Below are 26,726 nucleotides of genomic sequence, written 5' to 3'. Positions count from 1 at the left end.
GTGAGATGTCCAGGTTTTTCATCCATCGCCCGAACTTTGCCTGGGTCGTGGCGTTGTTCATTTCACTGGCAGGATTGCTGGTGATTCCATCCTTGCCCGTGGCCCAGTACCCCAACGTGGCGCCACCGCAGATTTCCATCACTGCCTCCTACCCCGGCGCTTCGGCCAAGGTCATGGTGGAGTCGGTGACCAGCATCATCGAACAGTCGCTCAACGGCGCCAAGGGCCTGTTGTACTACGAGTCGACCAACAACTCCAACGGCGTGGCCGAAGTGATGGTGACCTTCGAGCCTGGCACCGATCCGGACATGGCGCAGGTCGATGTGCAGAACCGCTTGAAACAGGCCGAGGCGCGTATGCCTCAGGCGGTGCTGACCCAAGGGCTGAAAGTCGAGCAGGCCAGCTCCGGTTTCCTGCTGATCTACGCCCTGACCAGCACGGTCGGCAACCGTGGCGATACCACGGCCCTGGCCGACTATGCCGCGCGCAACATCAACAACGAACTGCTGCGCGTGCCCGGCGTGGGCAAGCTGCAGTTCTTCGCGTCCGAAGCGGCCATGCGGGTCTGGGTGGATCCGCAGAAGCTGGTGGGTTATGGCCTGTCCATCGACGATATCAACGCGGCGATTCGCGGCCAGAACGTCCAGGTGCCGGCCGGCAGCTTCGGCAGCACGCCGGGCGCCAGCGAGCAGGAGCTGACCGCGACCCTGGCCGTGCAGGGCACCCTCGACACGCCGGAGGCGTTCGCCGGCATCGTCCTGCGCGCCAACCCGGATGGCTCCAGCGTGCGTCTGGGTGATGTCGCGCGCATGGCCATCGGTAGCGAGAACTACAACCTGTCGGCACGTCTGAACGGCCACCTGGCGGTGGCCGGCGCGGTGCAGCTGGCGCCGGGCGCCAACGCCATCCAGACAGCGACGCAGGTCAGGGAGCGCCTGGCCGAGCTGTCGCAGTTCTTCCCCGAAGGGGTCGAGTATTCGGTGCCGTACGACACCTCGCGCTTCGTCGACGTGGCCATCGAGAAGGTCATCCACACCTTGATCGAAGCCATGGTGCTGGTGTTCCTGGTGATGTTCCTGTTCCTGCAGAACGTGCGCTACACCCTGGTGCCCTCGATCGTGGTGCCGGTGTGCCTGCTCGGGACGCTGATGATCATGAAACTGCTCGGCTTTTCGGTGAACATGATGACCATGTTCGGCATGGTGCTGGCCATCGGCATCCTGGTGGACGACGCCATCGTGGTGGTGGAGAATGTCGAGCGCTTGATGGCCGAGGAAGGCCTGTCGCCGGTGGAGGCGACCGTCAAGGCCATGGGGCAGGTTTCCGGAGCCATTATTGGTATCACCCTGGTGCTGGCGGCGGTATTCCTGCCTTTGGCGTTCATGTCCGGTTCGGTGGGGGTGATCTATCAGCAGTTCTCTGTGTCTCTGGCTGTCTCGATCCTGTTCTCCGGCTTCCTGGCCCTGACCTTCACGCCTGCGCTGTGCGCCACGCTGCTCAAGCCAGTGCCTCATGGCTATCATGAGAAGGGCGGTTTCTTCGGGGCATTCAACCGTGGCTTCGCCCGTATCACGGAGCGCTATTCGCTGCTCAGCAGTGAGCTGGTGGCGCGTGCCGGGCGCTGGATGCTGGCGTATGTCGGCATCCTGGTGGTGCTGGGCTATTCCTACCTGCGCCTGCCGGAGGCCTTCGTGCCGGCTGAAGATCTGGGCTACAGCGTCGTCGACGTACAGCTGCCGCCAGGTGCCAGCCGGGTACGTACCGACTACACCGCCGAGGCGTTGGAGAAATTCCTGATGTCTCGTGAGGCGGTGGCCAACTCGTTCATCGTCAGCGGCTTCAGTTTCTCGGGCCAGGGCGACAACGCCGCACTGGCGTTCCCCACCTTCAAGGACTGGTCGCAGCGTGACATGACGCAATCGGCGGAGGCGGAAACGGCAGCGATCAATGCACAATTCGCCACCAACGGTGACGGCACCATCACTGCGGTCATGCCACCGCCCATCGACGGCCTGGGCAACTCCGGTGGTTTCGCCCTGCGCCTGATGGACCGTGGCGGCCTTGGCCGTGAAGCACTGCTCGCCGCCCGTGACCAACTGCTGGCCCGTGCCAACGGCAATCCGGTGATTCTCTACGCGATGATGGAAGGCCTGGCCGAGGCGCCGCAGTTGCGCGTGCACATCGACCGGGAAAAAGCCCGAACGCTGGGGGTGAGCTTCGAGGCCATCAACAGCACCTTGGCCACTGCTTTTGGTTCGGCGGTGATCAACGACTTCACCAATGCCGGGCGCCAGCAGCGCGTGGTGGTGCAGGCTGAGCAAGGCGAACGCATGACCCCCGAAAGCGTACTGCGCCTCTATGCCCCGAATGCCAACGGCGAGCAGGTGCCGTTCAGCGCCTTCGTCACCATCCAGTGGGAAGAGGGGCCGGTGCAACTGGTGCGCTACAATGGCTACCCGTCCATCCGCATCGCCGGCGACGCTTCGCCGGGGCACAGTACTGGCCAGGCGATGGCCGAGATGGAGCGTCTGGTCAGCGAGCTGCCGCCGGGTATCGGCTACGCCTGGACGGGCCTTTCCTACCAGGAGAAGGTGTCCAGCGGCCAGGCGGCCAGCCTGTTCGCCCTGGCCATCCTGGTGGTGTTCCTGCTGCTGGTGGCGCTGTACGAAAGCTGGGCGATTCCGCTGACGGTCATGTTGATCGTGCCGATTGGTGCCTTGGGTGCGGTCTGGGCGGTGACGCTCACCGGCATGCCCAACGACGTGTATTTCAAGGTCGGCCTGATCACCATCATTGGCCTGGCGGCGAAGAACGCCATCCTGATCGTCGAGTTCGCCAAGGAACTGTGGGAGAAGGGCTACAGCCTGGGCGACGCCGCCATCGAGGCCGCGCGCCTGCGTTTCCGTCCGATCGTGATGACCTCCATGGCGTTCATCCTCGGCGTGGTGCCATTGGCCGTCGCCTCCGGCGCGGGGGCGGCAAGCCAGCGCGCCATCGGCACCGGCGTAATCGGCGGCATGCTCAGTGCCACCTTGTTGGGCGTGGTGTTCGTGCCGATCTGTTTCGTCTGGGTGTTGACGCTGCTCAAGCGCAAGCCCGTACCTGAGCAACCGGTCGAGGTTGCCAAGTGATGATCAAATTCAATCGTGTGCTTCCCTTGGTCCTGTCCTTGACCTTGACCGGTTGCTCCCTGGCGCCCACCTACCAGCGCCCAGAAGCACCGGTGGCGGCCGGATGGGGCGATGCTGCCGGTCATGCCGGCCCTTCGGTGGAGCAGATGCAGTGGCAGGCGTTCATTGTCGACCCGGTGCTGCGTCAGCTGATCGCCAGTGCGCTGGACAACAACCGCTCCTTGCGCCAGACCCTGCTCGACATCGAGCAGGCCCGCGCCCAGTACCGGATCCAGCGGGCCGACCGGGTGCCTGGGCTGAACGCCAGCGCCGCGGGCAATCGCCAGCACCTGCCTTCGGCACTTTCGAACGATGGCCGCGAAGGGGTCACCAGCACTTATCAGGTGGGCTTGTCATTGCCGGAATATGAGGTGGACCTGTTCGGACGGGTCAAAAACCTGAGCGATGCGGCCCTAGAGCAGTACCTGGCCACCGAGGAAGTCGGGCGTGCCGCACGCATCGCCCTGATCGCCGAGGTGAGCCAGGCCTACCTGGCCTTGGACGGTGCCGAGCGGCGCCAGGCGCTGACCCGCCAGACCCTGACCAGCCGCGAGGACTCTCTGGCGTTGGTCGGTCAGCGTCGCGCTGCCGGCACGGCAACGGCGCTGGACCATCAGGAGGCGTTGGGGCTGGTCGAGCAGTCTCGTGCCGAGCTCGAAGTCACCGTGCGCCAGCAGCGCCAGGCCTACAACGCGCTGTTGCTGTTGCTGGGCAGCGCCGAGGCGGCCAAGGCGATGCCCGTTGAGCGCCCGGATGAGCTGATGGTGCTCAATGACATTGCGCCGGGCGCGCCGTCGGCATTGATCGAGCGCCGTCCCGATATCCTCGCCGCCGAACACCGGCTGCGTGCGCGCAATGCCGATATCGGCGCGGCACGGGCCGCCTTTTTCCCGCGTATCAGCCTGACCGGCAGCTTTGGCACCGCCAGTACGCAGATGTCCGGGCTGTTCGACGGTGGCTCGCGTAGCTGGGGCTTCATGCCGCAGTTGTCACTGCCGTTGTTCGACGCCGGGCGCAACCGGGCCGGGCTCAGCCTGGCCGAGGCACGCAAGGACTCGGCCGTGGCCGCCTACGAAGGCGTGATCCAGGTCGCCTTCCGCGAAGTGTCTGATGCGCTGGCTGCCGCCGACACCCTGCGCCGCGAACAAACCGCGCGCCGGGCCCTGGTCGACACCAGCCGTGCGACGCTGGCGCTGGCCAAGGCGCGGTACGAGGGTGGGGTGGACAGCCATTTGCGTTACCTGGACGCGCAGCGCAACAGCTACGTGAACGAAGCAGCCTTCATCGAAGCCAGTACCCAGCGCCAGCTTGCGTTGGTCGACCTATTCCGCGCACTCGGTGGCGGCTGGCCGGGCAAGGGCTGAAACAGCCTCCTTTGGTTGGCATGTCCAGCCACTTGGCCCCAGAGATTGATGTCCTGGGGCCTTTTTTGGGGCTGGCGAAGGCAGGTCAGCGAGCAGGTGCCGCAGCGCCGTCGAGGAATAGCAGCTCCAGCGTCTGCACGGATGTGGCGCTGGCTGCTCTCCCGCGTCGTTCGGCATCGACGATGCCATACACCATGCTAAGGAACATTTCGGTGAAGATCGCCGCGCTGATATCGATACGGAAAGCGCCCGCTTGCTGGCCACGCAGGAAGAAGGCATCCAGGGCGTCGGCATAGGCCCGCCACGGGCGGTTCGCCTCGCTGTCGTCGAATGAGTCCGGGCGGTACTGAAAGAGCAGAAAGATCATCATTTCGCGATGCTTGAGGTGCTCGACGATGAGGCGATGCAGGGCTGCGCTGGGGTCGCTGCCGTGCAGGTCAGCGTTGCCGATGACCTGGGAGAGGACCTGGTTGCCATAGCGCTCCAGCATGTTCACCAGGTTGTCACGGGTTCCACAGAAACGGTGCAGGGTCGCCTTGCTCACGCCCGCCGCCTCGGCCAGCTCCTTCAATGTGGCTCGGGGGTGGACGACGATCGCGTCGGCCAGCGCTTTGAGCAGGCGCTCATCGGTAGGGAGGTGCATCAGAAGATTCCACACTGCATATCGTGCAAGCATTGTGAAGGAAAACGACTCATAGGACACCCATTTGAGTAAATAATGGCTCAACCAGGGCTTGCAGGTAGTAGACGTACGGGTGCTTGCTTGCACGTGTACCGGCACCGCCTCCTTCGGTGTGCCAGAACGAGGGAGGCGGCGAAGTTCAGGGGCAGAATGAAGCACTCCTGGGTGGCGCCGGGATTAGGGAAGGCGACTGAGGACTTGGCGATTTTGGATGAGGAAATCAGGACGATAAAAGCGTCAATCATTGGTGCCACTGCTCAATGAGCGACTTGATGTCGACATGATCGAGGTCGATGGCCAGTAGTGGGTCGACCTTGTCGAACAGGGTCTGCGCAATGGCGCTGACCATTTCTTCCTTGTTGGCAAAGTAGTAGGTCACCGCGCCTGTGGTGCAGCCGATGACCCGAGCTTCAAAGCTGTCGTAGCCGTCAAGCAGTGTGGAGATATCGTCATACCACCTCGCCCTTAATGCTGGATCCCGGAAGGTGAGTTCGCCGGACGCTTACACTGGTAAATGCCCGCAGCCATGCGCGTAGAGCTACCGCAGACGTCACACGTGACATCAGTAATGGCCTCAATCTCGACCCGCCCGGTAATTTTCACTCTTGGCTCCTAGAAAAAGGCTTCGATCCCTGTGGACGCCAGGCTGGAAATCGGCAGGCGATCCGAGCTCAACCGCGGTCGCGCATGCCGATGCGTTTAACCGAATGTGCGCGCTCCTGATCATGCGAGTGATAATAGGTGTTCTGGGTTGTACTGAGATTGCTGTGACGCAAGTCTTCCTGCAGGTCCTTAGGATTGCGCAGCGGCGCGTCAAAGGTGGCGGAGGTGTGACGCAGCCAGTGCGCGGACGCACAGCGCAGACTTTTCATCTCGTGGTTCGCGCGGCCTTCGCTGCGCATCTTCTCTACGGCTTTATCAAACACGGTTTGGAGGAGGGCGCGGATCTGTCGATCAGACAAAACCGGCGCGGCCGTTGAGGGTCGTGATCAGGGGCGTAGTTTCTCCTGGATGAGGTAACTCGGGAAGTCCCAGGAATCGCCGATAACGTCTCAAATAGCGCTCTACGTAGATATCCCGCACGGCAATCTTCGCCGCCTTGTTGCCTTTACCCACGGCGAAGTACCACCAATTACCTTCATCATCTAAGCGGAAGTCACCCATGGTGGATTTCCAGTTTTTGCGACCGGCGAGATCGGAAACCCCTAGGTACATGGCGAACAGCGTGGCAACAATAAATAATGTTCGCTCATGCCGCTCCGGTTCGGCGTTCGCCATTGCTTCAACGGTATCCAGGACAAAGTCCCACCGCAGCGGCGTAAGTTGCCGCGAAGAAGTAACTTCCAGCACTTGCGTGGAGAGTCGGTTGTCTTTTTTAAAGAGCCGAAAGGGATTCGTTTGAGCGAAGCCATCTTCCACAAGAAACTCATAGAAGCGACTGCAGACCGTATACACCTGGTTCAATGTGCCATTCGCAGCTTGATACTCCTGGGTGCTCGGAGTTTCTTCAGCGATCACCTTGCGGGACTTGGTATTAAACGGATGCCATTTGGGGTTGGGGATGTAGGCCTCCCGGGCATAGAGGGCGTGCTGGTTACTGACGAACCGGCTGCGGGTCACCGGACCCATCCAGTCATCTGGCGGGTTTCGACAGAAACTCAGATAGTCTTGGGCATCCTGGCGCTTGAGCTGGTTCAGTGGTTTACCCTGGATCAGCAGCGCCCACAGCAGTCTCAAAAAATAGGGTACTTTGGCTTTAGATAATTAAGCTGAGTTGCACAGATGTCGCTTTAATTCGCAGGGCATTGCCTTGGTTGTCAATTTATTCAATCAGATCAATGGGTTAAGCATGACTACTGGTGAGTCGCCTCATTTAGCGATAGCCTCAACAATGCGCAGAGATAGGGTTATGAATCGAACCAAAGCCTTTGAATTTCCGGGAAACGGGGTTTGTGGGGTTTTGACCGGAGGTATGTGGGATTGGACACATAACGCTTATGACGCAGCATCACATTTAACATAATATGCATTATGCGCAACTTCGTATGAAGCTGCCGGGGCCGTGGGTGGGCAGATATGAAGCCAGCCCCCCCGGCCTCGATCACTGCGCTGCAGATCGAGCTTGGACCTCAGCGATGTAACCCAGCACGAACGGATCCTGCGAGCCTCGCTCCTTGTAGTAGCCAACCGCGTTGGCCAAAGTCCACCTCAGCAACCTCATCAGCACCGGATCGGAAAATTTCCAACTGCTCGACTCATACGGATACCGGCTATTGGTGAACACATCGCGGTACCGCTCGAAGGAATCTTCCTGGCCGTCCAGGGCCAAGCTGCGACGAATCGCTTCGGGAATCGCATGGAACAACGTCAACAAGTCGTGCTTGTCAGGGGTTTTACGACTGGTTTTGTCAGCGCATTGCAGATGCTGATGAGCTGATGCCAACGCCGCGGCGTCGAGCTTGTAGGTCTCTCCGGATGTACCTTGATGCTGGTCAGGCACAGAAATGAAGCTCTTGAGCAGGATTTCCATCCCAATCGCCGCATTGACCTGGGCAACGTGCGGCAGGTTCTGTGCGTCCAAAACCTCAGCAGCTTTCAGATAATTGTGAGCGCTGTGAAGCATCCAGCTTGGAAAATGACCCATTGCATACTCCTTTGAATGGCCGTCGCAGATGGCTGGAGCCTTTGATTTATGGGGATTGTTACCGATTACACGTGCGGATTATGCGTGACCTCGAAAGATACCGTACAAATTTGGAAGATAGCGAACAAGGATGAGCTACCCATAGCTCAACAGATGAGCTACCCTGCCCCTATTATATGAATTCAAGGAATAACTACGCTAAATATCCATTTAGTTGAGTTAACGTTGTAGTTCGTAATATACCGGCCCTTCCCCGCAAATACGTCAGCCACGGTTCGTGCCCTCGCCCGCTCATCCCTTCTTGGCTACCGGCCAGCAGCCGTGAGCCTCGCTCTCAGTCCCGCGGTTCACCACCATAACGCCTGCACGCCGTCACGCCGTGCCCGCAACCACCTTTCCACGCCTGGCAAACCGGTGGAACGTTTTCGCAACCTCCCGGGTCGCACAACAAAGACGCAGCCAACTGCGTGAACCCTGACCGTGAGGACCTTCCATGAGCGCGCTCTCTTCCAATGGGGCTGCAGAACACCCCATCTGCCTGACCCTCAATGGTCAGCCCCGAACACTGGCAGTCCACCCGTGGACCACCCTGCTCGACCTGTTGCGTGAACAGCTGGACCTGGTAGGTACCAAAAAAGGCTGCGACCACGGCCAATGTGGCGCCTGCACGGTGTTGCGCGACGGCAAGCGCGTCAATGCTTGCCTGACCCTGGCCATCATGTGCGACGGCGCAGACTTGGTGACCATCGAGGGGCTGGCCAGCGGCGACGTGCTGCACCCTATGCAACGGGCTTTCATCACCCACGATGCGTTTCAGTGCGGGTACTGCACACCTGGGCAGATCTGCTCTGCCGTCGGGCTTGTGGGTGAAGGACGTGCCGACTGCCGCGAGGCCATTCGCGAGCAGATGAGCGGCAACCTTTGCCGCTGTGGCGCCTATGGCAACATCGTCGCAGCAATCGAAGAAGCCCAGCCGCTGATGGCACACCCGGATCAACCACAACGGGGGGCGAAGCCATGATGCCCTTCAGCTACCACAAGCCTGCGTCAGTCAGCGAAGCCGTGAGCCTGGCTGGCGACAGCGCGCGCTTTATTGCCGGGGGCACCAACCTGGTCGACCTGATGAAGGAAAACGTGGTCCGCCCCGAGCGCCTGATCGATATTTCAGGCTTGGCGCTGGATGGGCTGCACCCCACTGCCAACGGTGGCGTCATGATCGGTGCCCTGGTCAGCAATGCCGACCTGGCCTGGCACCCGATGATCGAGCAACAATACCCGTTGCTGTCACAGGCTATCCTGGCGGGCGCTTCACCGCAGTTGAGAAACATGGCCAGTACCGGCGGCAACTTGCTCCAGCGCACACGCTGTTACTACTTCTACGATACCGGCACCCCCTGCAACAAACGTGAACCCGGCAGCGGATGCCCTGCTCGTAGCGGCCGCAACCGCATACACGCCATTCTTGGCGCCAGTGAGGCCTGTGTGGCCACTCATCCGTCCGACATGTGCGTAGCACTGGCAGCACTCGAAGCCGTGGTGCACGTAGAGGGACCGGCTGGTAAACGCCAGATCCCGTTCGCAGATTTCCATCGCCTGCCGGAGAACAATCCGGAGCGTGATAACCAGCTGGCAGCCGATGAACTGGTAACGGCCGTAGAGCTGCCGCCACCGCTGTTCGAACAGCATTACCGCTACCTGAAAATTCGAGACCGAGCCTCCTACGCGTTTGCGCTGGTGTCGGTCGCTGCGGCCTTGCGCTTGGATGGCGATGTGATTCAGCACGCCCGCCTGGCGCTGGGCGGTGTAGCGCACAAACCATGGCGCGACCCGGCGGTGGAAAGCCTGCTGGTTGGCCAGGTGCCTTCCGAGGCGCTGTTCGATAACGCCGCACAGGCGCTGCTCCAGGGCGCACAGCCGCTGAGCCACAACGGTTTCAAAGTAACACTGGCGCAGCGTGCAATCGTGCGTGCATTGACTGACGCGGCGCACCGTGCCGCTGGTGTGGGGGCATGACCATGGTCAACAACAAATCGGTAGTCGGTACCCCTCTGGATCGCGTGGATGGCGTGGCTAAAGTCACCGGCCAGGCACGCTATGCGGGCGAATACCCAAAAGACGGCCTGCTCCATGGCAGCGTGGTGTCCAGTACCATCGCCCGCGGCCGTGTACTGCGCATCGACGCTACCGAGGCGCTGGGCGTACCCGGCGTTGTCGCGGTGCTCGACCATGGGCACCGTCCGCATATTTCCAGTTATGACGATGACTACAGCGACGCCGATGCAGCTGAGGGCGCGCCCTTTCGGCCCCTGTTCAACGATCGAGTGCTGTATAGCGGGCAACCCCTGGCGCTGGTGGTGGCGCACACCCTGGAGGTGGCCCGGTATGCAGGCTCATTGATCCGGATCGAATACGCCGAGGAACCTCACGAGACAGACCTGGGCGCTACCAAGGCGTCGCATGTGGCGCCGGCAGAAACACCGGCCCCGCGTGGCGACTTCGCTGGCAGTTTCGCTGGGGCACCCGTGCAGGTCGATGCTACCTACCTGACTGCCAACGAGCACCACAACCCGATGGAGCCCCACGCCTCCACCGTGCACTACAAGCCCGACGGCAGCCTGGAAATTCATGACAAGACCCAAGGCACGCAGAACTGCCAGGACTACCTGCACAAGGTGTTCGGCCTGCCCAAGGCCCAGATCCGTGTGCACGCAGCCTTCGTCGGCGGTGCCTTCGGCTCGGGCCTGCGCCCGCAGTACCAGCTGCCCCTGGCAGTGATGGCGGCGCTGCATCTTCGGCGCTCTGTGCGCGTCACCCTCACGCGCCAGCAAATGTTCACGTTCGGCTACCGGCCCCGCACCGAGCAGCGTTTGCGCCTGGGGGCAGCTGCAGATGGGCGCTTGCTGGCGGTCGGTCACGATGGGCTGGGGCAGACCTCGCGCTTCGAAGACTTCACCGAGCACCTGGTGGAATGGAGCGGCATGCTATACCAGTGCGACAACGTTGAACTCAACTACCGCCTGGCCTCGCTGGATGTGTACACGCCCCTTGACATGCGTGCCCCTGGGGCCGGTTCAGGCGTGGTCGCGCTTGAGTGCGCGATGGATGAGCTTGCCTGTGCCGCTGATATCGACCCGGTAGAGCTGCGCCGGCGTAATTTTGCCGCCAACAACGGGAACGAGGGCAAGCCCTACTCCAGCAAGGAACTGCTGGCGTGCTACCAGCAAGGCAGTGAGCGTTTCGGTTGGCAGCACCGCAACCCGCAACCGCGCAGCATGCGCACTGGCAACCAGTTGGTCGGTTGGGGAATGGCGGGCGGCGTCTGGGAGGCCATGCAAATGACGGCCAGCGCGAAAGCGCGCCTGGATGCCCAAGGCCACCTCACCGTCAGCAGCGCCACCACCGATATCGGCACCGGCACCTACACCGTCATGACCCAGATTGCAGCCGACGCTGCGGGCGTCAGCGTGGAAGATGTCACCTTCGTGCTAGGTGACTCGTCCCTGCCCACCGCGCCCCTGCAGGGCGGGTCGTTCACGGTATCGTCGGTTGGCTCGGCCGTGCGCCAGGCTTGCCAGGTGTTGCGTACCAAGGTGCTGGAGCATGCCCGCAAGGTGCATCCGCAAGTGGCGAGCGCAGCGCGGGAGGACATCGTCTTCGCGGATGGTTACCTGCACGCGGGTAGTTTTCGCGTGGCCTTGGCAGATATCGTCGCCAGTGCCCCTGGCGCGCAGTTCGAAGTGCAAATCGACGCTGAGCCTGGTGCAAGGCGCCAACCGTTTTCCACGGCGACCCACTCGGCGGTGTTCGTCGAAGTCCAGGTCGACGAAGACCTTGGCATGATCAAGGTCACCCGAGTGGTCAGCGCCGTGGCGGCGGGCCGCGTGGTCAACCCGAAAACGGCCCGCAGCCAGATCCTGGGCGGCGTGGTATGGGGTATCGGCATGGCACTGCACGAAGAGGCCTTGACCGACCATGGCCTGGGTCGCATCGTCAATCACAACCTTGCGGAGTACCACATCCCGGTGAACGCGGACTGTGGTGATATCGACGTGTTCTTTGTTGAAGAGCACGACGATGTCGTCAATGAGCTGGGGTCCAAGGGTGTGGGCGAAATCGGCGTGGTCGGCGTGGCTGCCGCAGTGGCGAACGCCATCTACCACGCAACCGGCAAACGCGTGAGGGAGTTCCCGATCACACTCGACAAGGTGCTGTAACGCGAAAGTTGTCAGAAGCATGCGAGGGGAGCGGCTGCAGGCCGCTCCCCTCATTTCTCAGCAAATCGGTACTCGGAACTGGGGCCATCTGGGGGCGGAGGGAACCGCAGCAGCCCCTGCGCTACCGCTAGACAATGGCCGCAGGGTCGCCCACCGACTGATTCGGTTTGCTCCCCGACAGGCGCCAGCTCACCGCAGTAATCCCATACCGTTCAGCCATCGGGCGGCTGACCTTCCTGATCTTTTCCCGCCCGAATTTGGGGATGATCCCAATGCCCGCATCGCAACTTGCCCAATGCCAGGCTTCGGCATTGTCCAGGCGGTCCAGGCGAATGATGAAACTGCGCGGCTGACCATGCAGTTGGTAATCGATGATGAACAGCTGTGGGGCAGGCATCGCAGGGGCCTCCTCTTCTCCGTGGATGACACCCTGATTGATCGGGGCAGCAGCAGAAGATTCAAAAAATATCGATCGACAGGCACCGGCGGCGCCCGAGCGGTGTACGCCTACAGGCACACTACCGCTCGCGCAGTACCTTCACTCGCTGCGTGTGCCGTGGCTGTTCCGGCCACCTTTGCGTCCGGCTTCCGATGCCCGCTGGCGATCATTGGCGAAGTTGCCGCCCGACGCCTGGCCGCCTTTGTGCCCAGCGCGCGATGCCCGCTCACGGTCGTTGGCGAAATTGCCCGGGTTGGTTTCTTTGGTTCCGCCGCGCTGGCGGGTACTTTCCTGATCTTGTGCCATGTAGTTTCTCCTTGCGATGAATAGGCGGTCGCACAACCTGTGCGTTCATACAGTGCACGCACCCCAGGTTGCCATGTTCAGATTCCGAACCTGTAATTGCCCGCTTGGCTCACACGTTTTGACGGCAGCTGACCGGTGGCCCGAAACACGTGCAGGCCAACTATTTGCGCCCCGTTTGCAGGCGGGGCGCACTTTATCGCTCATGCAGCAGTCACAACTGCAGGGTAGCGGCCTATAATCGCCCCACTATCCAGGTGTGACTGCACAGTCACGCACCGCCCGTAAGGCTCTTGTACAAGGCTCCGTCGATGAAGTCCTCGCCCAAGCAACCCGCCGCGCCGCAAAACCCTGCACTCAGCCCAAGCCACTTGGACTTTCCGGTGGTGGGCATCGGTGCCTCCGCGGGTGGCCTGGAGGCCATCTGCACGCTGTTCCGGCATATGCCAAGCGACTGCGGCATGGCGTTCGTGGTGGTGCTGCACTTGTCGCCGGATCATCAGAGCGTGGCCGACCGGATCATCCAGGCCACCACGCAGATGCCCGTGCGCCAAGTCACCGAGCCGGTGCCGATCGAGCGTAACCATGTGTATGTCATCTCCCCGGCCAATCGCCTCTCGACCAATGACGGCTACCTGCGCGTGACCCCCGCCAATCGCCGCCGTGGCGACCACGTGGCCATTGACCTGTTCTTCCGCGACCTGGCCGACGTGCACAAGGACCATGCATTCTGCGTGGTGTTGTCGGGCACCGGCGCCGACGGTGCCGTGGGGCTGTCGCGGATCAAGGAGCAAGGCGGCGTGACCCTGGTTCAGACCCCGGACGATGCCCAGTACGACAGCATGCCCCGGGCTGCCATCGAAACCGGCATGGTCGACCTGGTGCTGCCCGTGGCCGAGATGCCACAAAAGCTGCTGGAGCTGTGGCGTAACGCCCGCCAGGTCAGGTTGCCGGAAATCGAGGATGACACCCTGCCCCCGGCGCTGGGCACCCGCGTAGGCGACGCGCAGGCCAGCGAGCCGCTGCTGGAGGAGATCCTCCTGCAGTTGCGCAGCAACACGGGGCACGATTTCCAGCACTACAAGCGCGCCACCGTGCTGCGGCGCATTGAACGCCGCCTGCACGTGACCGGGCAAAGCAACCTCGCCGGCTACTTGCACTACCTCGAGCAGAACCCCGCCGAGTCCACGGCGTTGCTGGCAGACATGCTGATCGGCGTGACCAACTTCTTCCGCGACCGCGAAGCCTTCGAGGCCCTGGAGCGGCACGTGCTGCCCCAGCTGGCCAGCGAGCATGACCCCGTCGACGGCCATGACGAGATCCGCGTCTGGTCGGCCGGCTGCTCCACCGGCGAAGAGGCCTACAGCCTGGCCATGCTGATCTGTGAGCAACTTGCGCTGGAGCAGCGCAACCGCAAGGTCCAGGTGTTTGCCACCGACCTCGATGAGCGGGCCATCGGCATCGCCCGTACCGGCTTTTACTCCGAAGCGATCGTGACCGATGTGCCGCCCAGCCGGCTGCGCCAGTTCTTCGTCAAGGAAGACCAGCATTACCGGGTGCGCAAGGAAGTGCGCGAAAAAGTGTTGTTCGCGCGCCACAACCTGCTGTCGGACCCACCCTTTTCGCAAATTGACCTCATTGTCTGCCGCAACCTGCTGATCTACCTCGACCGCGAAGTGCAACGCGACATCCTGTTGATGTTCCACTTTGCCTTGCGCCCTGGCGGCCATCTGTTCCTGGGCTCGTCCGAGTCAGCCGACGTGGTGGGTGAACTGTTCGCGCCGGTGGACAAGCGTAACCGTATCTTCCGCGCCCGTGACGTCAGCAATGCCGGGCGCCGCGCCGAGCGGCAGGTGCCTGGCAGCACTGGCGCCAGCCTGCCATTGGACCCGTTGGCCAAGGTCAAGCCCGGGCGCAAGCCCTCCTATGCCGAACTGCACCACCGCGCGCTGGCCCTGCGCATGCCGGCCAGCCTGATCGCGGATGTGGACGGCAATATCCTGCACATGAGCGAGGGTGTCGGGCGCTTCCTGCAACTGGGCGGCGGCGAGCCCAGCCGCAATCTGCTCGGCCTGGTGCTGCCGAGCCTGCGCCTGGCGCTGCGCAGTACGCTGTTCCAGGCGCGCCAAGGCACCGAAGCGGTCACCTCCCGGCCGGTCGACCTGGGCGATGGCCAACAGCCGTTGCAGGTGGAAATCACCGTGCAGCCTTACAAGGACGACGTGCACAACGGCGATTGCCTGCTGGTGGTGTTCGAGCAGCGGGTGCCCGACCCTTCCCTGCCACTGCCGGGCGTCATCCGCCAGACCGACAGCATGGTCCTGCACAACCTGGAGCGTGAACTCCAGCGTACCCGCCTGCAGCTGCAGGAAACCATCGAGCAGTCGCAGGTATCCAGCGAGGAACTCACGGCCTCCAACGAAGAAATGCAGGCAATCAACGAAGAGCTGCGTTCGGCCAGCGAAGAGCTGGAAACCAGCAAGGAGGAGCTGCAGTCCATCAACGAGGAGTTGCTCACCGTCAACTACGAGTTGAAGAACAAGGTGGAAGAGACCGACAAGGTCAACGACTACCTGAGCAACCTGATCGCCTGCACCGAAATCGCCACCGTGTTCGTCGACCGCAACCTGCATATCCGCTGGTTCACGCCGCGCGCCGCCGACCTGTTCAACATTTTACCGGTCGATACCGGCCGCTCATTGCTCGACATCACGCACCGCCTGGACTACCCGGCCATGGCTGATGATGCCCGCGCCGTGGCCCAGGGTGAGGCCGTTATCGAGCGGGAAGTTGGCGGCCAGCGCGACCACTGGTACCTGGCACGTCTGCTGCCCTACCGCTCCAGCGAGCAGAAAATCGACGGCACCGTCCTGACCTTCATCGACATCAGCAGCAGCCACGCTGCCGAAGAGCATGTGCGCCTGGGCGAAGAACGCTTGAGCAAGCAACTGGCGGAATCGCAAACCACCAGCCACATGAAAGACGAGTTCTTCGCCATCATGTCGCATGAACTGAAGCACCCACTGAACCTGATTCAGCTGAATGCGGAAATGCTCCGCCGCCTGCCCTCGATCAAGCAGATCGGTAACGCCAGCAAGGCCGTTGCCACCATCTGCGAGGCGGTTGGCAGCCAGGCCAGGATCATCGATGACCTGCTGGATGTGGCACGCATCCGTACCGGCAAGCTCAAGCTCAAGACCGAGCCGGTAGACCTTGGCGCCATCCTGCGCGGCATCCACGCTGTGGTGGTGGCTGAGCAACACCCCTGTCTGGTGCGCCTGGAGCTGCCTGCCGACGGCTTGCCAGTGATGATCGAAGGCGATGTCACGCGCCTGGAGCAGATCATCTGGAACCTGCTGAACAATGCCCTGAAATTCAGCCCGGCAGGCAGTGAGATACGCCTGGTATTGAGCCGTGACGATCAACAGGCACGCCTGCAGGTGATTGACCAGGGCGTAGGCTTGAGCCCCGACAGCCTGGAGCACATCTTCGACCTGTTCAGCCAGGCTCCCCAGCTGGCCAATCAGAACCGTGAAGGCCTGGGCATCGGCCTTTCGTTGGTACGCCAGTTGGTCGAAGCCCAGGGCGGCACCGTGCAGGCCAGTTCGGCCGGCTTGGGCTTGGGCTGCACCTTCTCCGTTTGCCTGCCCCTGTGCAACGTGCAGTCGCCGCCTTGCGCCAATCCTGCAGAGCAGTCCCGGGAGGGCCGGCTGCACGGCGTGCGCGTGTTGCTGGTGGATGACTCGGTAGAGGTATTGGAGATCATGCAAGAGCTGCTGGAAATGGAAAACGCCAGCGTGCGCGCCTTCAGCCGCCCCCGCGAGGCGCTGGAGGTGGCCTCCGGTGAGGCGTTCGACATCATCCTCTCCGACATCGGCATGCCGGTGATGGATGGCCATGCCTTGATCAAGGCGCTGCGCAGCCACGCCCATCTGCGCCACACCCCGGCCATTGCCCTCACCGGCTACGGTGCCAGCGCAGACCAGCACAAGTCACGCCAGTCCGGCTTCGACCGGCACCTGAACAAGCCGGTCGGCTACGACGAACTGGTGGAGGCCATCGAAACCTTGATCGGCACGGTGCCTTACTGATGGTCGGCCGGCATGAACCTCAGGCGTGCACGCTCCACTGGTTCATGTCCAGCGTAATCGGCATCTCGTCGATGGCATGGATCACGCCGCTTTGCAGTGCTTCCTGCGGCCCCAGAATTCGCGGGTACGCCATGAGGTAGCGCGGCACGTCCAGCACCTCGGGCGCACCTACTGTGCGCTCCGCCACAATCTGCGCGTACAGCTGCAGGTCGTAATCCAGGCTCATCGCATATTCGGCCATGCGTGAATGGTCGACCGAGCCGTGCAAGGTCCAGTGGAACGGGTGGAACAGGAACTTGCTGTAGCTGCATGCCGTGCGCCACTCCCCGGCCAGGAACAGAATATTACCCATGGACTCGACGGTGCCCAGGTTGTGCGTATGCACCGGCACCGGCAGCGCCCGCAGGAAGTTGTACAAGGTAAAGCCGTAGCTGCACTCGCCGCCCATGGTAGCGATGTTCAGTTGCAGCACCTCGGCGCCCTGCTGCAATGCCTTTGAGCAGGTATTGATCAGGTTGCCACAGGTCGACGAATTGATCGGCCCGGTGAAATGAATGATGTGTCTGGCCATGCTTGCCTCCAGGGTTGGCAGGTCAATTCCTGGGCTCGCGCGCCTGGGGCGCTTACCCGGTGGAATCGTCTGCGCGGGCAAAGTTCAACCTGTCAGTGGCCGTTCCCGTTGATCACACGCGGTGAACCCTTGGCCCTCTGCGCCAGTCGCAATACCACAGTAACCGAACAAGGAACCGGTGATGAGGACGACGGCGTGAGCGATATCCGCATCGGCATTTCCGGGTGGCGCTATGGCCCCTGGCGCAAGGACTTCTACCCCAAGGGCCTGCGCCAGGACGATGAACTGGCGTTCGCCTCGCGGGCCGTGAACAGCATCGAGATAAACGGCTCGTTCTACAGCTTGCAAACCCCAGAGCGCTACCTGCGCTGGCGTGATGAAACGCCGGATGGCTTCGTTTTCGCGGTCAAGGGGCCACGTTACATCACCCATGTGCTCCGCCTGAAGGAGGTTGAAGAGCCAGTGGCCAACTTCTTCGCCTCTGGCCCGCTACTGCTAGGCGACAAGCTGGGGCCGTTCCTGTGGCAGTTCCCACCGAACATGAAGTTTGACGAAGAGCGTTTTGCCCGGTTCCTGCAGTTGCTGCCACGTGACCGCAAAGCTGCGCGCGCATGCGCACAGGGCTGTGCCGAACGCCTGCGGGACAGTGGCGGCCTTGCAATCACCGGTAATGTACGTTTGCGCCACGCGGTGGAGGTCCGCCACGAGAGTTTTCTTTGCGAGGCGTTCATCAAGCTGCTGCGCAAGCACCGTGTTGCGCTGGTGGTTGCGGACAGTGCCGGCAAGTGGCCGCATGCCGAAGATGTCACCGCAGACTTCGTGTACATGCGCCTGCACGGCGACGTGGAGCTCTATAGCAGTGGCTACACCGCGCGTGCGTTACGCCGCTGGAAACAGCGCATCCTGCACTGGAGCCAGGGCGGCCAGGCAGACGACGCGCGCCTGATCGTGCCGGGGCCGCCACCTCGGCGCGCGGCGCGTGACGTGTACTGTTACTTCGACAATGACCAGAAGGTCCATGCGCCCTACGACGCCCGCCGTTTGCTGCAGAAGCTGTCGCTGGACCACGAACTGATGACCGAACCGGGCGTGGTGCCGGAGGTGGCCTTGTGAACGAACCCATGACTGCTTTGCCGCGCAGCACCGATCAGTCCACCGCCGTGCGCCGCTTGAACGTACTCACGCTGAACGTGCACAAGGGGTTCACCTTCTTCAATCGCCGCTTCATCCTGCCTGAGCTGCGTGAAGCGGTCCGTGCCACCGGCGCAGACCTGGTGTTCCTGCAGGAAGTGCATGGCAGCCATCAGCAGCATGCCTTGCGCCACCCGGCCTGGCCTGATACCCCGCAATATGAATTCCTTGCCGACAGCATGTGGCCCCAGTTCGCTTACGGCCGCAATGCCGTGTACCCGCAGGGTGACCACGGCAACGCCTTGCTGTCCAAATTTCCCATCCAGCGCTTCAACAACCTCGATGTGTCGGTGCAAGGCAAGGAACAACGCGGCCTGCTGCATTGCCAACTCGAGGTGCCAGGGCACGACCAGGTGCACGCCATTTGTGTGCACCTGGGCCTGCGCGAAGCGCATCGGCAAAGCCAGATCCAACTCTTGCTCGACCTGCTGGCCAGCCTGCCGCCGCAAGCACCGGTCATCGTCGCCGGCGATTTCAACGACTGGCGCCTGAAGGCAGATGCCGTGTTGGGCGAGCACCTGGTAGAGGCCTTCGGCGAGCGCTTCGGCACTCCGGCACGCAGCTTCCCGGCGCGTCTGCCGCTGCTGCGCCTTGACCGCATCTACCTGCGCAACGCCATGCCGAGCGCTGCCCAGGTACTGTCGAATTACCCGTGGTCGCACCTTTCCGACCACGCACCATTGGCCGCGGAGATTCATCTGTGAACAGACCTTGGGTAGAGGGCAACAATATCAAGTTGCTGATCAACGGCGAGCAATATTACCCCTGTGTGTTCGAGGCCATGGCCCGTGCCCAGGAGGAAATCCTGCTGGAAACCTTCATCATTTTCGACGACAAGGTCGGCCGACAACTGCAGCAGGCGCTGATCGACGCGGCCCGCCGCGGCGTGCGTGTCGAAGTGGTGGTGGACGGCTACGGTACCGGCGACCTGCCCGCGCCGTTCATCGCGGCCATGACAGATGCCGGCGTGAGTTTCCACGCCTTCGACCCGCAGCCGCGCCTGGTGGGCATGCGTACCAACCTGTTCCGGCGCCTGCACCGCAAGATCGTGGTCATCGATGGCGAGCGGGCCTTCATTGGCGGCATCAACTACAGCGCCGATCACCTGGGCGACTTCGGCCCCATGGCCAAGCAGGACTATGCCGTCGAGGTAACCGGCCCAGTGGTGGCACAGGTGCATGCCGCCAGCAAGCGCCTGATGTCGCCGGTGCTGCAGGAACCAAGCGCCGTGCGGCCGTTGACCGAGCCCGCCGGGTCCACCACCGCCGTGCTGGTAGAGCGTGACAATGGCGTGCGCAGGACAGCCATCGAAAGCCAGTACCTGCAGGCGTTTCGCGGTGCCAAAGAACGTATCGTAGTGGCCAATGCCTACTTCTTCCCCGGCTACCGGCTGCTGCGCGAGTTGCGCAACGCTGCCCGCCGCGGGGTGGCTGTGCACCTGATCCTGCAGGGGCAGCCAGACATGCGCTGGGTCCGTGCACTGTCGCGGTTGCTGTACAACTACCTGCTGCGTGATGGCGTGGTCATTCATGAATACTGCAAGCGGCCCTTGCACGGCAAAGTGGCGCTGGTGGACGACGAGTGGGCGACCGTGGGTTCCAGCAACCTCGACCCGCTGAGCCTGTCGCTGAACCTGGAAGCCAACCTGTTCATCCGCGACCGCGCTTTCAACCAATTGCTCGGGGAGCACCTGCAGTCACTTGCGCACGAGCAGTGCAAGCCGGTGACTCTGGAACGCATGATCCGTGGCTACTGGTGGCGGGCACCGCTGATCTTCGCCTGCTTCCATGCGGCGCGCCTTTTCCCGCGCATCGCCGGCTGGTTGCCCGCACACCGCCAACGGCTGCGTTCGCTGCAGCCAGACGTCGAGGCCCCGGCCGGCGACCTGCACGAGGGCAATACCTGATGGCACGGACAACCTGGCAAACCTGGGCCAAGCGCGTATTGACGGTAGCGTTCCTGATCCTGATCCCTGTGCTGCTGTACCAATTGGCGCGCAACCTGGACTGGAACGAAGTGCGCCAGTCGCTGCTCGCCTACAAGCCTGGAACGCTGGTGATCGGCCTGGCAATTGCGGTGTGCAGTTACCTGACGTTCGCCAGCTACGACCTGCTGGCCCGCGCCTACACCGGTCATCAGCTGCCCGCCCGGCAAGTGCTGCCGGTCGCCTTCGTGTGCTACGCGTTCAACCTCAACTTCACCACCTGGGTCGGCGGGGTTGCCTTGCGCTACCGCCTGTATGGGCGCCTTGGGCTCGATACCCCCACCATCACGCGCATTCTCACGCTGGGCCTGCTCACCAACTGGATGGGCTATATGCTGCTGGCCGGCAGTGTGTTCGCCCTGGGTCTGGTCGAACTGCCGGGCAACTGGGCTGTGGGCACCACAGGGCTGCGCCTGATCGGCGTGCTGTTGCTGGCAATCACCGCGGCGTATCTGCTGGCCTGTGGCCTGGCCAAGAAGCGCACGTGGCGCTGGCGCGAGCACGAAGTCACTTTGCCAACCCTGCGCCTTGCGCTCTGCCAGGTAGCGCTGGGGGCCAGCAACTGGGCATTGATGGCGCTGCTGATTTACTGGTTGCTGCCGGGCGACGCCTTCTACCCCGCCATCCTCGGAATCCTGTTGATCAGTTGCGTGGCAGGCGTGGTTGCACATATCCCGGCGGGCCTGGGTGTGCTGGAAGCGGTGTTCCTCGCCCTGCTGCACGGGCAGATGGCGCAGGGCACGCTGGTAGCCGCGCTCTTGGGCTATCGCACCCTGTACTACCTGATACCGCTGGTGGTTGCGATCGTGACTTATCTGGTGCTTGAGAAGCGCGCCAAGGCCATGCGCCAGCGCGACAATTCGGTGCAAACCTGATGGTGCGGGGCAGGCGCGCTTAACGTCGGCGCGGCGTGGTGCCGCGCCAATAAGGCGAGCTCAAGGGGAAATCGGGGCGCTCGCCGGGAAGGTCTCATCCAGCGCATTGTCTACGGCATTTTCGTCCGGTTTTTCGCTGCAATGGCAGGCTTGCATCCTGCAGCCCTCGCCATGGCTATGGCCGTTGGCGCAGGCCTCACAGCAATAGGCCTTGCCGTCACGCTGCAAGGCATTGGCATCCACGGTGCAGGAACAGTCGGTACAGGCACAACGTTGCTGGTTCATGATCTGCTCTCCTCGTCATCGATCACATCATCGGTCCAGGGTTCCCCGTCAAGCGGTGCGGAACGTGCCAGCTCGGCTTCATCCAGCCCAAAGCCGCCACCAATTTCGTCGGCATCCACTTCGCGCAGGTCCATGTCAGCCGGGCCGACGCCGCCGCCGGGCTCGTGGGGGTCACGGGCGCCGGTTTCATCCAGCAGCGTATCCGGGCTCAGGTCGTCGTAGGTGACGTTGTCTTCATGCAGGCTGTCGCTCAGCGCTTCGCCACCCGTCATGCCGCTTTCGGCAACACGCTCTGGTGGAAATTCGCGCTCGATCTCGCTCGCCGGGCGCTCGTCCCCTACTCGCCCCTGGCGTTCGTCAAGGCGCTCATCGAAGTCCAGTTCGTGCACGCTGCCCATGCGGTCCTCGGTGTCGTCGATCTCGGTTGGGGTGTAGGGCTTAGGATCTTCTGTTCGGGCCATGTACGTTCTCCGTCAGTTGGCTGCATTCGGTCGACTGCATCGGGTGGCCGAAGATTCAGAGTTTTTTGAACTCCCTGCCTGCCCGGCGCCTCCCACCTCTACAGAGTGCGATTTGCCCGGAGCCGGATATGGCCAAGCCCCTGCAGGAATACGCGCGCAAGCGCGACTTCAACGCAACGCCCGAGCCCAGTGGCAAACGCAGCCGTGGCAAAAAAGCCCATGCGCTGCAGTTCTGCATTCAGAAACACGACGCCAGCCACCTGCATTATGATTTCCGCCTGGAGTTGGACGGTACGTTGAAGAGCTGGGCGATCCCCAAAGGCCCGTCGCTGGACCCGAACGTGCGCCGCCTGGCCGTGCACGTCGAGGACCACCCGCTGGACTATGCCGATTTCGAGGGCCACATCCCTGAAGGCCACTACGGGGCTGGCGATGTCATCGTCTGGGATCGCGGCATCTGGGAGCCGGAGGGCGACGCCCATGAGGGCTATGCCAAGGGCAAGCTCAAGTTTCGTTTGCAAGGCGAAAAACTGTCCGGGGTGTGGAACCTGTTCCGCACCCACCTGGCGGGCAAGAAAGAACAATGGATGCTGGTCAAATCCCACGATGCCCAGGCCCGTAGCGAAGCCGAGTACAGCATCGTCGACGCGCAGCCCGACAGTGTGCTCAGTGACCGCACCCTGATCCCCCGCAAGCCGGCAGCCAAGCAAGCCGCCACCAAGCCGCGGGCTACGCGCAAGCGCCCCGGCAAGGTTCGCCAAGCCGCATTGCCGAACCAGTTGCAGCCACAGCTGGCCACCTTGGTGGACACGCCGCCCCAGGGCGACTGGCGCTATGAGGTCAAGTTCGATGGCTATCGCATCCTGGCTCGTATCGACGGCGACGATGTGCGGCTATTCACCCGCAACGGCCATGACTGGAGCAGCAAGATGCCCCGCCAAGTCGCAGCATTGCGCGCCCTGGGCATCGATTCGGCCTGGCTGGATGGCGAAATGGTAGTGGCTGACGAAAATGGCGCAGCGGACTTCCAGGCGTTACAGAACGCCTTCGACACCGAGCAGGACGAGCACATCACTTACTACGTATTCGACCTGCCATTTCTGGGTGGCCAGGACCTGCGTCACGCACCGCTACAGGATCGCCGCGAAACGCTGAAAACCCTCCTCGATCACGACGCGTCAGACGTACTCAAATATTCCGCCGACTTCGACGAACCGGTCGACGCCCTGCTGGCCAGCGCCTGCCGCCTGGAACTCGAAGGGCTGATCGGTAAACGTGCAGACAGCCCCTACAGCGGCCGCCGCAGCGCGGACTGGATCAAGCTCAAATGCAAGCGCCGCCAGGAGTTCGTGCTGGTTGGCTACACCGACCCCAAAGGCAGCCGCAGCGGCTTCGGGGCCCTGCTGCTGGCCCTGCACGACCGGGACAATGGCGAGCTGCGCTATGCCGGCAAGGTCGGTACCGGCTTCACGGCTGCCACCCTGGCCAGCATCCATACGCGCCTGCAGCCACTTGAAATTGCCAAGCCCGCCGTGGCCCGCCCGCCCAGCGGCGCAGAAGCCCGCGGTGTGCACTGGCTGAAGCCGCAGCTGCTGGCTGAAGTGGCGTATGCCCAGATGACCCGGGACGGCATTGTGCGCCATTCGGTCTTCCATGGCCTGCGCGATGACAAGCCCGCCACCGCCATCGACCTGGAACGCCCCATGCCCACCAACACAACGCCCCGCCGCAAACGCGGCAAAGCAGCGCCACTTTCGGAGGACCTGCACCTTACCCACCCTGACCGGGTGATCGACGCTACCACGGGCGTGACCAAGCGCGATGTGGCCGAGTATTACGCCGCCGTCAGCCAGTGGTTGCTACCCCAGATCCAGCACCGCCCGGTGGCATTGGTGCGGGCACCCGATGGCCTGGCCGGTGAGCTTTTCTTCCAGAAGAACGCCAGCCAGCTGCACCTGCCCAATGTGCTCGAATACGACAAGGCCCAGGCCGGCCAGGCGGCCATGGTCATCAACCGCGCCGATACCCTGCTGGGCGCGGTGCAGATGAACATGCTCGAGCTGCACAGCTGGAATGCCACTGACAAGGACTTCGACAAGCCCGACCGCTTCGTGCTCGACCTCGACCCTGACCCCGCGCTGCCCTGGAAGGCCATGCTGGAAGCCACTCAACTCACCCTCACCCTGCTCGACGAGCTTGGCCTGAAAGTGTTCATCAAGACCAGCGGCGGCAAGGGCATACACTTGGTGGTACCGCTGACCCGCCGCGCGGGTTGGGACGAGGTCAAAGCCTTCAGCCATGCCATCGTCGAGTACCTGGCCAAGCTGTTTCCGGACCGCCTCAGCGCTGTTTCAGGGCCCAAGAACCGCATCGGGCGCATCTTCATCGACTATCTGCGCAACGCCAGGGGGGCAACAACCGCGTGTGCCTATTCCCTGCGTGCACGGGAAGGCCTGCCGGTGTCGGTGCCCATCTGGCGTGAGGAACTGACCGCGCTCAAAGCCGCCAACCAATGGAACATCGCCAACCTGCCCGCGCGCCTGGCAGAGGTCGACGACCCGTGGGCGGACCTGGGCAAGGTCCGCCAATCCATTACGGCGCGCATGCGCAAACAGCTGGGGCTTGCCTAGTGGCCACGCATCAGGAGACCCGCCCATGAGCATCGTCCAGGACTTCAACCTGACCCATTTCGACCGCCTACTGCGTACATTTGGTGATCGTCAACAGCCCCTCAACCTCGACACTCAGTTGCCTCAGCTGATGCAGGCGCTGCAGGCCGACCACCTGGACCTGCTGCCGTTGCCAGGCCAGGGCAATACCTTGCGCCGTTGGCAGACGTTGGCCCGCGTGGCGGGTTGCGACCTGGCCCTGGCCAAGCTGTATGAAGGGCACACCGATGCTTTGGCGATTCTGGCGGAGTGCGCAGCTGCACATCACGTGGCAGAGGGCATTTGGGGCGTGTGGGCCGCCGAGCCACCTGATGCCCGCGCGGTCATAACCTCCCTCGACGGCGACAGGGTACGTTTGCAAGGCACCAAAGCCTGGTGTTCCGGGGCGTTGCAGATCGACCGGGCATTGCTCACGGCCTGGGATGAGCAGGGTCAGCAGCAGTTGGTCGCCATCGAACTGTCGCAGCCTGACCAGGGGCTGAACATCGAGCATTGGCAAGCCGTGGGCATGGCTACCACGGCCAGCGTCGAGGTCACCTTCGACAACACCCCGGCGACGCTCATCGGCAAACCTGGCCAGTACCTGGCGCGCCCTGGTTTCTGGCACGGCGGCGGCGGTATCGCCGCGTGCTGGTATGGTGCGGCCGAGGCCCTGGCCGACTACTTGCGCGAATATTGCCGCAAGCCGCGGCCCGACCCGCATGCCGATGCCCACCTCGGGGCGGTGGACGCCGCTTTGTATGGTGCGCGTGCGGCGCTGCGTGAATGCGCCGCCTGGATCGACCGGCAGCCGGGTGCAGATGCCAGTTTTGAAGTGCGGCGCACCCGTGCCCAGGTCGAGCAGGCCGTGGACCAGGTCATCAGCCATGTCGGGCGGGCCTTGGGTGCCACACCGTTCTGCCGCAACAGCCACTTCGCCCGTTTGAGCGCCGATTTACCAGTGTATCTGCGCCAGAGCCACGCGGAGCGTGACCTGGCAGCGCTGGGCCAACAGCTGGCGCAGGTGCCGGCAGGAGCGTGGCAGCTATGAGTGAGAACTTGATCCAGTCCAGCAGCGGCACCCCTTGGGCCGACTGGCAGCAGGCGGCCCACCTCGCCCGGGCCACATGGCTCGACCCCGCCCGGCTCTGCCCTCCTGGGCGCCGCCTGGTGATGATTGCGCCCCACCCGGATGATGAAATCCTCATGGCAGGCGGCCTGCTGAGCAGCTTCAAAGGCCGTGAAGCCGACCTGGTGCTGATTTCCGCAACCGATGGTGAAGGCAGCCACCCTGGCTCAACCCAGTGGAGCGAGCATCGCCTGCGTCGCCAACGCCCCCAGGAAAGTCGCCTGGCATTGCAGCAGCTTGACCTGGACCCGAACCGCGTGGACTGGCGCCGGCTCAACCTCAAGGACGGCCAATTGCCGCGAGAGGAAGCGTTCCTCGTCAGCCATCTGACTCAATTGTTGCGCCCGGACGACCTGTTGATGGCTACCTGGCGCAATGACGGTCATTGCGACCACGAGGCCGTCGGGCGCGCCGCCGCCCACGCGGCATTGGCGCGGCAAGTGCAACTGGCCGAGGTCCCGGTCTGGGCCTGGCACTGGGCGCAACCCGACGACCCTCGCCTGCCCTGGCCCCGTGCCCACCGCCTGCAGCTGGATGAAGCCCGGTTGGCGCGCAAGCGCAAGGCCCTCGCCGCCCATGCCAGCCAGTTGCAGGCAGACGGTGAGCGGCCGCCGGTGCTACCGGCAAACCTGCTGGATTGCCTGCTGCAACCTTTCGAACTGGTGTTCCTTTGAC

22 protein-coding genes and 1 pseudogene are annotated in these 26,726 nt (G+C 62.9%); 13 read left to right on the top strand and 10 right to left on the bottom strand.

Annotation, left to right across the window (positions count from 1 at the left end; all coding sequences use genetic code 11):
* Nucleotides 1–5 precede the first annotated feature (5 nt).
* Entirely contained in the window at nt 6–3,131 is a 3,126-nt protein-coding gene (locus tag QME24_RS05570; RefSeq protein ID WP_192440029.1) for an efflux RND transporter permease subunit, read from the top strand.
* The gene (locus QME24_RS05565) at nt 3,131–4,534 is read left to right on the top strand and encodes an efflux transporter outer membrane subunit (RefSeq protein WP_054905256.1); all 1,404 of its coding nucleotides are present in this window, start codon (nt 3,131–3,133) and stop codon (nt 4,532–4,534) included. The genes QME24_RS05570 and QME24_RS05565 overlap by 1 nt, the downstream gene beginning before the upstream one ends.
* Nucleotides 4,535–4,619: 85 nt before the next feature.
* Here the strand turns inward: QME24_RS05565 and QME24_RS05560 are convergent, their stop codons facing one another.
* The 5 genes and pseudogenes from QME24_RS05560 to QME24_RS05540 form a co-directional block, all read right to left on the bottom strand.
* Nucleotides 4,620–5,177 (bottom strand): TetR/AcrR family transcriptional regulator, encoded by a 558-nt coding sequence (locus tag QME24_RS05560; protein WP_054905255.1) that lies wholly within the window; start codon nt 5,175–5,177, stop codon nt 4,620–4,622.
* Between the two features lie 283 nt (nt 5,178–5,460).
* Nucleotides 5,461–5,613, bottom strand: a pseudogene (locus QME24_RS05555) (TetR/AcrR family transcriptional regulator); the annotation flags it as partial.
* A 274-nt stretch (nt 5,614–5,887) separates the two neighbouring features.
* A complete protein-coding gene (locus tag QME24_RS05550; protein ID WP_177331335.1) occupies nt 5,888–6,178 on the bottom strand; it encodes a hypothetical protein in 291 nt (96 codons plus the stop codon).
* Nucleotides 6,171–6,953, bottom strand: coding sequence for a hypothetical protein (locus QME24_RS05545; RefSeq protein ID WP_280091173.1), 783 nt, complete (start codon nt 6,951–6,953; stop codon nt 6,171–6,173). The genes QME24_RS05550 and QME24_RS05545 overlap by 8 nt, the downstream gene beginning before the upstream one ends.
* 364 nt (nt 6,954–7,317) lie before the next feature.
* On the bottom strand, nt 7,318–7,860 hold the full coding sequence (locus QME24_RS05540) for a hypothetical protein (RefSeq protein ID WP_054904685.1): 543 nt from the start codon (nt 7,858–7,860) through the stop codon (nt 7,318–7,320).
* A 493-nt stretch (nt 7,861–8,353) separates the two neighbouring features.
* Between QME24_RS05540 and QME24_RS05535 the strand changes: the two genes are divergently transcribed.
* From QME24_RS05535 to QME24_RS05525, 3 genes are read left to right on the top strand one after another with little or no spacing between them, the layout of a single operon-like run.
* Nucleotides 8,354–8,881: a (2Fe-2S)-binding protein gene (locus QME24_RS05535; RefSeq protein ID WP_054904686.1), complete on the top strand. Its 528-nt coding sequence runs from the start codon at nt 8,354–8,356 to the stop codon at nt 8,879–8,881.
* Nucleotides 8,878–9,873 (top strand): xanthine dehydrogenase family protein subunit M, encoded by a 996-nt coding sequence (locus QME24_RS05530; RefSeq protein WP_054904687.1) that lies wholly within the window; start codon nt 8,878–8,880, stop codon nt 9,871–9,873. The genes QME24_RS05535 and QME24_RS05530 overlap by 4 nt, the downstream gene beginning before the upstream one ends.
* Nucleotides 9,874–9,875: 2 nt before the next feature.
* The gene (locus QME24_RS05525) at nt 9,876–12,074 is read left to right on the top strand and encodes a xanthine dehydrogenase family protein molybdopterin-binding subunit (protein ID WP_280091182.1); all 2,199 of its coding nucleotides are present in this window, start codon (nt 9,876–9,878) and stop codon (nt 12,072–12,074) included.
* A gap of 127 nt (nt 12,075–12,201) precedes the next feature.
* Here QME24_RS05525 and QME24_RS05520 read toward each other — a convergent pair whose 3' ends face one another.
* Nucleotides 12,202–12,471: a DUF6555 family protein gene (locus tag QME24_RS05520; RefSeq protein ID WP_029886814.1), complete on the bottom strand. Its 270-nt coding sequence runs from the start codon at nt 12,469–12,471 to the stop codon at nt 12,202–12,204.
* A 141-nt stretch (nt 12,472–12,612) separates the two neighbouring features.
* Nucleotides 12,613–12,819 (bottom strand): general stress protein, encoded by a 207-nt coding sequence (locus QME24_RS05515; RefSeq protein ID WP_054904688.1) that lies wholly within the window; start codon nt 12,817–12,819, stop codon nt 12,613–12,615.
* Nucleotides 12,820–13,127: 308 nt separating this feature from the next.
* Between QME24_RS05515 and QME24_RS05510 the strand changes: the two genes are divergently transcribed.
* Nucleotides 13,128–16,907, top strand: a complete 3,780-nt coding sequence (locus QME24_RS05510) for a CheR family methyltransferase (RefSeq protein WP_275000306.1) — start codon at nt 13,128–13,130, stop codon at nt 16,905–16,907.
* 19 nt (nt 16,908–16,926) lie between these two features.
* Here the strand turns inward: QME24_RS05510 and QME24_RS05505 are convergent, their stop codons facing one another.
* A complete protein-coding gene (locus tag QME24_RS05505) occupies nt 16,927–17,478 on the bottom strand; it encodes an ATP-dependent Clp protease proteolytic subunit (RefSeq protein WP_280091172.1) in 552 nt (183 codons plus the stop codon).
* Nucleotides 17,479–17,673: 195 nt separating this feature from the next.
* Here QME24_RS05505 and QME24_RS05500 point away from each other — a divergent pair, with 195 nt between their 5' ends.
* The 4 genes from QME24_RS05500 to QME24_RS05485 are packed head-to-tail and all read left to right on the top strand — an operon-like array spanning nt 17,674 to nt 21,528.
* Entirely contained in the window at nt 17,674–18,591 is a 918-nt protein-coding gene (locus QME24_RS05500) for a DUF72 domain-containing protein (protein ID WP_054904691.1), read from the top strand.
* Between the two features lie 8 nt (nt 18,592–18,599).
* The gene (locus QME24_RS05495) at nt 18,600–19,373 is read left to right on the top strand and encodes an endonuclease/exonuclease/phosphatase family protein (RefSeq protein ID WP_033691360.1); all 774 of its coding nucleotides are present in this window, start codon (nt 18,600–18,602) and stop codon (nt 19,371–19,373) included.
* Nucleotides 19,370–20,575: a cardiolipin synthase ClsB gene (gene clsB / locus QME24_RS05490; RefSeq protein ID WP_235767710.1), complete on the top strand. Its 1,206-nt coding sequence runs from the start codon at nt 19,370–19,372 to the stop codon at nt 20,573–20,575. Before QME24_RS05495 ends, clsB begins: the two co-directional genes overlap by 4 nt.
* Nucleotides 20,575–21,528, top strand: a complete 954-nt coding sequence (locus QME24_RS05485; protein ID WP_197879207.1) for a lysylphosphatidylglycerol synthase domain-containing protein — start codon at nt 20,575–20,577, stop codon at nt 21,526–21,528. Before clsB ends, QME24_RS05485 begins: the two co-directional genes overlap by 1 nt.
* Before the next feature lie 60 nt (nt 21,529–21,588).
* Here the strand turns inward: QME24_RS05485 and QME24_RS05480 are convergent, their stop codons facing one another.
* Together QME24_RS05480 and QME24_RS05475 are read right to left on the bottom strand one after the other, a co-directional pair.
* Nucleotides 21,589–21,813 (bottom strand): metallothionein, encoded by a 225-nt coding sequence (locus QME24_RS05480; protein ID WP_280091171.1) that lies wholly within the window; start codon nt 21,811–21,813, stop codon nt 21,589–21,591.
* Entirely contained in the window at nt 21,810–22,274 is a 465-nt protein-coding gene (locus QME24_RS05475) for a phosphotransferase system, HPr-related protein (protein WP_192440071.1), read from the bottom strand. Before QME24_RS05475 ends, QME24_RS05480 begins: the two co-directional genes overlap by 4 nt.
* Nucleotides 22,275–22,402: 128 nt before the next feature.
* Here QME24_RS05475 and ligD point away from each other — a divergent pair, with 128 nt between their 5' ends.
* The 3 genes from ligD to QME24_RS05460 are packed head-to-tail and all read left to right on the top strand — an operon-like array spanning nt 22,403 to nt 26,725.
* A complete protein-coding gene (gene ligD / locus QME24_RS05470) occupies nt 22,403–24,904 on the top strand; it encodes a DNA ligase D (protein ID WP_280091170.1) in 2,502 nt (833 codons plus the stop codon).
* A 25-nt stretch (nt 24,905–24,929) separates the two neighbouring features.
* On the top strand, nt 24,930–25,973 hold the full coding sequence (locus QME24_RS05465; RefSeq protein WP_280091169.1) for an acyl-CoA dehydrogenase family protein: 1,044 nt from the start codon (nt 24,930–24,932) through the stop codon (nt 25,971–25,973).
* On the top strand, nt 25,970–26,725 hold the full coding sequence (locus QME24_RS05460; RefSeq protein WP_280091168.1) for a PIG-L family deacetylase: 756 nt from the start codon (nt 25,970–25,972) through the stop codon (nt 26,723–26,725). The genes QME24_RS05465 and QME24_RS05460 overlap by 4 nt, the downstream gene beginning before the upstream one ends.
* Nucleotide 26,726: the final 1 nt, after the last annotated feature.

Origin of the sequence: Pseudomonas sp. PARCl1, from assembly GCF_947311875.1 — a bacterium.
In the GTDB taxonomy this organism is placed as follows: Bacteria; Pseudomonadota; Gammaproteobacteria; order Pseudomonadales; family Pseudomonadaceae; genus Aquipseudomonas; species Aquipseudomonas juntendi.
Note: the sequence above shows the minus strand (reverse complement) of the source record. Positions and strands in the feature narration are given on the sequence as shown.

Coding starts and splice junctions, on each gene's coding strand:
- QME24_RS05530 (WP_054904687.1), top strand. CDS start 8,878: ATGATGCCCTTCAGCTACCACAAGCCTGCGTCAGTCAGCGAAGCCGTG.
- QME24_RS05485 (WP_197879207.1), top strand. CDS start 20,575: ATGGCACGGACAACCTGGCAAACCTGGGCCAAGCGCGTATTGACGGTA.
- QME24_RS05535 (WP_054904686.1), top strand. CDS start 8,354: ATGAGCGCGCTCTCTTCCAATGGGGCTGCAGAACACCCCATCTGCCTG.
- QME24_RS05515 (WP_054904688.1), bottom strand. CDS start 12,819: ATGGCACAAGATCAGGAAAGTACCCGCCAGCGCGGCGGAACCAAAGAA.
- QME24_RS05505 (WP_280091172.1), bottom strand. CDS start 17,478: ATGGCCAGACACATCATTCATTTCACCGGGCCGATCAATTCGTCGACC.
- QME24_RS05565 (WP_054905256.1), top strand. CDS start 3,131: ATGATCAAATTCAATCGTGTGCTTCCCTTGGTCCTGTCCTTGACCTTG.
- ligD (WP_280091170.1), top strand. CDS start 22,403: ATGGCCAAGCCCCTGCAGGAATACGCGCGCAAGCGCGACTTCAACGCA.
- QME24_RS05525 (WP_280091182.1), top strand. CDS start 9,876: ATGGTCAACAACAAATCGGTAGTCGGTACCCCTCTGGATCGCGTGGAT.
- QME24_RS05520 (WP_029886814.1), bottom strand. CDS start 12,471: ATGCCTGCCCCACAGCTGTTCATCATCGATTACCAACTGCATGGTCAG.
- QME24_RS05510 (WP_275000306.1), top strand. CDS start 13,128: ATGAAGTCCTCGCCCAAGCAACCCGCCGCGCCGCAAAACCCTGCACTC.
- QME24_RS05570 (WP_192440029.1), top strand. CDS start 6: ATGTCCAGGTTTTTCATCCATCGCCCGAACTTTGCCTGGGTCGTGGCG.
- QME24_RS05460 (WP_280091168.1), top strand. CDS start 25,970: ATGAGTGAGAACTTGATCCAGTCCAGCAGCGGCACCCCTTGGGCCGAC.
- QME24_RS05465 (WP_280091169.1), top strand. CDS start 24,930: ATGAGCATCGTCCAGGACTTCAACCTGACCCATTTCGACCGCCTACTG.
- QME24_RS05495 (WP_033691360.1), top strand. CDS start 18,600: ATGACTGCTTTGCCGCGCAGCACCGATCAGTCCACCGCCGTGCGCCGC.
- QME24_RS05560 (WP_054905255.1), bottom strand. CDS start 5,177: ATGCACCTCCCTACCGATGAGCGCCTGCTCAAAGCGCTGGCCGACGCG.
- QME24_RS05475 (WP_192440071.1), bottom strand. CDS start 22,274: ATGGCCCGAACAGAAGATCCTAAGCCCTACACCCCAACCGAGATCGAC.
- QME24_RS05480 (WP_280091171.1), bottom strand. CDS start 21,813: ATGAACCAGCAACGTTGTGCCTGTACCGACTGTTCCTGCACCGTGGAT.
- QME24_RS05540 (WP_054904685.1), bottom strand. CDS start 7,860: ATGGGTCATTTTCCAAGCTGGATGCTTCACAGCGCTCACAATTATCTG.